Origin of the sequence: Dietzia sp. DQ11-71, assembly GCF_014144995.1 — a bacterium.
Lineage (GTDB): Bacteria > Actinomycetota > Actinomycetes > Mycobacteriales > Mycobacteriaceae > Dietzia > Dietzia kunjamensis.
Map to the genome: position 1 here is coordinate 1 of NZ_JAALDT010000021.1, position 6200 is coordinate 6200.

The 6200-nt window shown below is 70.9% G+C and carries 7 protein-coding genes; all 7 read right to left on the minus strand.

Annotated elements, in window-relative coordinates; translation table 11 throughout:
* A partial coding sequence (locus tag G6023_RS00820) for a ferrochelatase (protein ID WP_182633833.1) occupies positions 1–955 on the minus strand: 955 nt, incomplete at its 3' end.
* Position 956: 1 nt separating this feature from the next.
* On the minus strand, positions 957–1799 hold the full coding sequence (gene inhA / locus G6023_RS00825; protein WP_163375780.1) for an NADH-dependent enoyl-ACP reductase InhA: 843 nt from the start codon (positions 1797–1799) through the stop codon (positions 957–959).
* 1 nt (position 1800) lies between these two features.
* Positions 1801–2532: a 3-oxoacyl-ACP reductase FabG1 gene (gene fabG1, locus G6023_RS00830; RefSeq protein WP_067714369.1), complete on the minus strand. Its 732-nt coding sequence runs from the start codon at positions 2530–2532 to the stop codon at positions 1801–1803.
* Positions 2533–2598: 66 nt separating this feature from the next.
* Complete coding sequence (locus tag G6023_RS00835; RefSeq protein ID WP_067714366.1) at positions 2599–3579, minus strand: VWA domain-containing protein; 981 nt, start codon at positions 3577–3579, stop codon at positions 2599–2601.
* Positions 3576–4559, minus strand: coding sequence for a DUF58 domain-containing protein (locus G6023_RS00840; protein WP_069390483.1), 984 nt, complete (start codon positions 4557–4559; stop codon positions 3576–3578). The genes G6023_RS00835 and G6023_RS00840 overlap by 4 nt, the downstream gene beginning before the upstream one ends.
* Positions 4556–5569: an AAA family ATPase gene (locus tag G6023_RS00845; RefSeq protein ID WP_132063362.1), complete on the minus strand. Its 1014-nt coding sequence runs from the start codon at positions 5567–5569 to the stop codon at positions 4556–4558. Before G6023_RS00845 ends, G6023_RS00840 begins: the two co-directional genes overlap by 4 nt.
* 137 nt (positions 5570–5706) lie before the next feature.
* The coding region (locus tag G6023_RS00850; protein WP_241727588.1) for an NlpC/P60 family protein at positions 5707–6200 on the minus strand (494 nt) is incomplete at its 5' end.

Here is a 6200-nt window from a genome sequence, read left to right on the forward strand (position 1 = left end):
ACGGGCCCGGGGTCGCGCACCGGGTGATGCGCACCCCGAGGTCGTCGGTGTCCTCGACGAGTTCGGTGTCGAGGTCCCAGATCACCTCGACGTGGTCGGAGATGAAGCCGACCGGGCACACCACGACGTCACGTATCCCCTGATGCGTCGCGAGGTCCCGGACGTGGTCCACGACGTCCGGTTCGAGCCACGGCACGCTCGGTGGCCCCGACCGGGACTGCCACACGACGTCGTACTCGTCCACCCCGGCCGCCGCGGCGACGAGACGCGCGGCATCGTTGACCTGACGGCTGTAGAGGTGACCGCCGAGTCTCTTGGGGCCGGCGGTGGCGTCGGCGGTGGTCGGGACGGAGTGTGCGGTGAACACCAGTCGGGGTTCTCCCCCCGTACCGACCCCGGCACCGTCGGAGTCGGCGTCGCGGGCCAGCTGCCGCGCGTCCTCGAGGGCACGTGACAGGTCGGCGGCGAAGCGCTCGACGAACTTCGGGTGGTCGTGGAACTGTCCCAGGCGCACGAGCGTGGGAGCGTTCTCGACCGCGCCCCGTGCCCGCTCGATGTCCTCGTGGTACTGCCCGCACCCGGAGTATCCACCCCATGCCGAGGTGACGAACACCGCCGCGGTGCGGACGCCGTCGTCCATCATCCGCATGAGGGTGTCCTCGAGGTACGGGGTCCAGTTGCGGTTGCCGAAGTAGACGGGCAGGTCGCGGCCGCGGCGGGCCAGTTCGGCCTCGACATTGGCGATGATCTCGCGGTTGAGGTCGTTGATCGGGCTGCGGCCGCCCAGGTGGCGGTAGTGGGTGGCCACCTCCTCGAGGCGCTCCTGCGGGATCCCCCGGCCCCGGGTGACGTTCTCCAGGAACGGGATCACGTCCTCCTGTCCCTCGGGCCCGCCGAACGAGAGTACGAGCAGGGCGTCGACCTGCCCCACGGTGTCGTCCGTCGCTCCGGTCATGTCACTTCTCCTGTCCGCTGAACGAGACCGTCCCCGCGCCGCCGTCCGCGTAGATCACCGTGCCGGTCGTGGCGGTCATGAGGTCCGAGAGCAGGGCGACGGCCGTCGTGGCCACCGCGGTGGGGTCGTCGACGTCCCATCCCAGCGGGGCCCGCCGGTCCCACTCGTCCTGCATCTGGTCCAGTTCGCCACCGGGTCCGAGGGCCTCCCCCGCGATCGCCTTCGCCGCGAGCGTCTTGACGGGCCCGGCCGCGATGAGGTTCGAGCGGATCCCCTCGGGACCCAGGTCACGGGCGACGTACCGGTTGACCGCCTCGAGCGCGTTCTTGGCGACCGACATCCAGTTGTAGAACGGCATGGAGAACCGCGGGTCGAAGTCCAGGCCGATGATCGACGCACCGCGGTTCAGCAGGGGGCGTACCGCCTTGGCCAGCGAGGCGTAGGAGTAGGCGGAGACCTCGAGCGCGACGGCCACGTCTTTCCAGGGCGCGTCGAGGAAGGGATCCCCGAGACAACTGGGCGGCGCGAATCCGATCGAGTGCACGACGCCGTCCACCGAGTCGGCGTGCTCCCGCACCCGGTCGGCCAGCGCGGCCAGGTCGTCCTCACTCTGGACGTCCAACTCGATCACCGGGGGACGTTCGGGCAGGCGCTTGGCGATGGCCCTGACCAACGACGGGCGACCGAAGGCCGTGAGGATGACCTGCGCACCGTGCAGTTGGCAGTGCTTGGCGATGTGGAAGGCGATGGAGGCGTCGGTGATGACGCCCGTGACGAGGATCGTCTTACCGGAGAGCAGCCCGGAGCTGGTCTCCACCTTCTCGCCCGTGTCGGTCTGGCTCATGTCAGTGCCCCATTCCCATTCCGCCGTCGACCGGGATCACGGCCCCGGAGATGTAGCCGGCGTCGTCACCGGCGAGAAAACTCACGATCCCGGCCACGTCTCCGGCCGACCCCTTGCGTCCGAGCGGGATCGCGGCGATCGCCTGCTCCTGCGTCTTGTCGTCGAGCCCGGCGGTCATGTCGGTGTCGATGAAACCCGGCGCCACGACGTTCGCGGTGATGCTGCGGGACCCGAGTTCGCGGGTGAGCGAGCGCGCCATGCCGACCAGCCCGGCCTTCGACGAGGCGTAGTTCACCTGCCCCGCGGTGCCCGACTGCCCGACCACCGAACCGATGAAGATCAGGCGACCGAACCGGGCCCGCAACATCCCGCGGGAGGCACGCTTGGCCACCCGGAACGCGCCCGAGAGGTTGGCGTCCACCACGCTGGTGAACTGCTCGTCCTTCATCCGCATGAGCAGGGTGTCATCGGTGGTCCCCGCGTTGGAGACCACCACCTCCACCGGGCCGTACTCGGCCTCGACGGCGGTGAAGGCGGCGTCGACCGAGTCGGGGTCGGTCACATCGCACTGCACCCCGAAGAGCCCTTCGGGGGCCCCGGACCCGCGGTGGGTGACGGCGACGCGGTGGCCGTCGGCATGGAGCCGCTCGGCCACCGCCCGCCCGATCCCGCGGTTACCTCCGGTCACGAGGACCGTTCGGGGGGTGGTGCCGGGCGTGCTCTCGGAAACCATGTCCCCCACCCTAGCGAGCCGGGGCGGGCGGTCCGGCGCTGGTCCGCACTCGTGTCCCGGTCGGTGTCACGGGATCCGCCGGTGCGCGGTCAGTGACCCGGCCGCCGCGAGCATGGCCAGCAGGGTGCCGATGACGAGCCAGGGCCGGGAGGCGTCGGCCTTCTTCCACTCGTAGCCGATCTGTTCCTCGAGGGTGCGGTACACGGAGTCGAGCTCCTCGAGACTGGAGGCGGTGAAGAAGTCGCCCCCGGAGATGTCGGCGATCTGTCGCAGGGACGCGTCGTCGACGGGCACGGGCTGCGGTCTGCCCTGGATGTCGACGGTGCCGTACAGGGTGCCGAACGAGATGGTGGAGACGGGGATGCCGGCTTCCGAGGCCCGTTCGGCGGCGGTGAACGCGCCCCGCTCCTCGGTGGGGTCGGCGGGGACGGTCTCCTTGCCGTCGGAGAGCAGGACGATCCTCGCCGGGGGTGCCTGGTCAGGTCCGCCCAGGCTCTCGGTGAACGTGGTGATCGCCTGGGTGGCGGTGTAGATGGCCTCCCCTGTGGCGGTGCGCTCGTCGAGCCTGAGTCGCTCGACCGCGCGGACCACCGGTCCCCGGTCCGTGGTGGGGGCGACGAGCATCGAGGCGGTGCCCGCGTAGGAGACCAGGCCCAGGTTGACGCCCTGGGTGAGGTTGTTCGCGAAGGTCGTGGCGGCCTGCTGTGCGGCCTCGAGTCGCGACGGGGAGACGTCGGTGGCCTCCATGGACAGGGACACGTCGACGACGAGCATGACGGTCGCCCGGTTACGTGGAACCTTCTGTTCTCGCTGTGGGCCGGCGAGGGCCACCACGAGGGTGAGCAGTGACAGCACCAGGAGCACGGCCGGGACGTGCGTGAACCAGCGGCGTCCTCGGCGATCGACGGTCCGGAGGACCCCGAAGTTGCCGAACCGCACGGTCCGGCGCTTCTTGGACCGCAGCGCGATGACGTATCCCACGGCGAGTGCCAGTGGAACGACCAGCAGGATCAGCCAGAGCGGATGCTGGAACTCGGACAGGCTCATCGCGTCGCCACCTCCTGCGTGCCGGGCCGGTCGTCGGGGAGGTCGCGGACGAGATTGTCGCCGGTCGGCAGGCCGCCCTGGCGGCGCACACCGACGAAGTCGATGACGTCACGGATCCAGTCACGGTCGGTCCGCAGGGCGAGGACGGGTGCGCCGCACCGCCGGAGCGCGGAGTGGACGCGGTCGCGGTGCTCACCGGCGGTTCGGCGGTAGTCGGCGGCGAGCGCGTCGTCGACGTCGAGTTCGAGGACCTCCCCGGTGGCGGGATCCTGCAGCAGGGCGGCGCCCACGGCCGGGAGTGCGATGTCGAGTGGGTCCGCCACGTGGACGGCGAGGAACTCGTGGCGGGTGCCCAGGACGCGCAGCGACCGTTCCCAGTCCACCTCGGACAGGAAGTCGGAGATCACCACCACCAGGCCGTGCCGGCGAGCGGCGTTCCGGACGGCGTGGAGGCAATCGTCGAGCGAGCCCCCCGGCGTGACGCGTGGTGTCGACCGCGCCACCTCCTCCAGTAGGCGTCGGACGTGGTCCCGTCCGCCGGTCGCCCGCAGGACGCGTGGGCGTCCGTCCCCGGTGAGGACCATGCCGACCCGGCTACCACCGCCCGCCGAGAGGAAGCCGACGGTGGCGACGGCGGCCTCGACCAGTCGCCGCTTGGCCCCGTACCGGCCCTCCACGTCGAGGCTCGGCGAGAGGTCGACGACCAGCCACGTCTCGAGTTCGCGGTCGGCGATGGTCTGACGGATGTGCGGGACGGTGGTCCTGGCGGTGACGGACCAGTCCATCGTTCGGACGTCGTCCCCGGGTTCGTAGGCCCGCGCCTCCCCGGGCTCGGTGCCCGGCCCGGGCAGCAGTCCGCGGTGGTCGCCGTTGAGTACCCCGTCGAGACGGCGCGTGACGAGCAGTTCCAGCTGGGCCAGGGCCGCACGGGACGACGCGTCGACGGGGTCGTCGCGTCTGCCCTCGTCCGCGGCGGTCACCGTGACGGCGGCGGGCCGGCCTGGGCGGGAACCGCGCTGATCTGTGGGAGCGGTACGGCTTCGAGCACGCGTCGCACCACGGTGTCGGCGGTGACCTCGTCGGCCAGCGCGTCATAGGTCAGCACGAGACGGTGCCGGAGGACGGCCGGCAGGACGTCGATCACGTCCTGCGGCACCACGTAGTCGCGTCCCCGCACCAGGGCGAGCGCACGGGCTGCGGTGACGGCCCCGAGCGTCGCACGGGGAGAGGCGCCGTAGGAGAGCCACCGCGCCACGTCCTCCAGCCCGTGCCGTGCGGGTTCGCGGGTGGCCACCGTGACGCGGACGACGTAGTCGACCAACGCGTGATGGACGAACACCTCGCGGACGGCCTTCTGCAACCGGATGAGGGCGTCGACGCCGAGGACCCGCGTGGGTTCCGGCGGGGTCGAGCCCATCCGGTAGACGATCTCGCGTTCTTCCTCCGGGGTGGGGTAGTCCATGACGAGCTTGAACAGGAAGCGGTCCCGTTGTGCCTCCGGCAGCTGGTAGACACCCTCGCTCTCGATGGGGTTCTGCGTGGCCATGACGAGGAATGGGCTGGGCATGGGGAAGGTCTGCCCGCCGATCGAGACGTGCCCCTCGGCCATGACCTCGAGCAGCGCGGACTGGACCTTGGCGGGTGCACGGTTGATCTCGTCCGCGAGCACGAAGTTCGCCAGGATGGGGCCGAGCTCGACATCGAACTGCTCGCGGCCCTGCCGGTAGATGCGGGTGCCGACGATGTCTGCGGGGACGAGGTCCGGGGTGAACTGGAGCCGCCGGAAACTCCCGCCCACGACGGTGGCGAAGGTCTCCACGGTGAGGGTCTTGGCCACGCCCGGGACGCCCTCGAGCAGGATGTGACCCCGCGAGAGGAGGCCGACGAGGATCATCTCGATCAGTCGGTCCTGGCCCACCACGACCTTCTTGACCTCGTAGACCGCTCGCTCGAGGAGACGTGCGTCCTCCGCGGCCGTCGACGCGCTCACGGGGGGCTCGCCGGGACGGCTCGACTGTTCGGGATGGGGATCGCTCACCGCGGAGGGCTCCTTCGCGTGGTCGGGTGTTCCGGGCGCCCTGCCGGGGCCGTCCGAACGGGTTGGGGACGACAGTACCGGTGCCGCGGTCAGACCAACCGGACCACCATCGGCGAGATCCCGGCCATCCGCACCGGCGAGATCTTCACGACGTCACCGGACTGGGGTGCCTCGACCATGCGGCCGTCGCCGAGGTACAGGGCCACGTGGCCGGGCCAGAACAGCATGTCGCCCCGCTGTCGCGTGGCCACCGGGAACTGCGGCCCGGCGGTGTACTGGTAGCCGGTGTAGTGCGGGAGCGCCTTGCCGATCCCGGCGAACGCGTAGATCATCAACCCCGAACAGTCGAAGCCGATCTTGTTGTAGTCACCGTGCCAGTCGGCGACCCCGCCGTCGCGGATGCCACGGGTGGGCCCGTTGGCATCGCCGCCTCCCCACGCGTACGGCATCCCGAGCTGGGAGAGGGCGCGGTTGACGACGGTCTCCACGCGAGCACTGTTCGAGGGGGTCCCGGCATTCCCGCCCTGGCCGGCGCCCGGCCCGGGCGCCGCCGGCCCCTGGGCGATCGAGCCGAAGTCGGCCC

Excerpts from the sequence above, each read along its gene's own strand:
- inhA (WP_163375780.1), bottom strand. The coding sequence starts at position 1,799 with ATGAGCCAGACCGACACGGGCGAGAAGGTGGAGACCAGCTCCGGGCTG.
- fabG1 (WP_067714369.1), bottom strand. The coding sequence starts at position 2,532 with ATGGTTTCCGAGAGCACGCCCGGCACCACCCCCCGAACGGTCCTCGTG.
- G6023_RS00835 (WP_067714366.1), bottom strand. The coding sequence starts at position 3,579 with ATGAGCCTGTCCGAGTTCCAGCATCCGCTCTGGCTGATCCTGCTGGTC.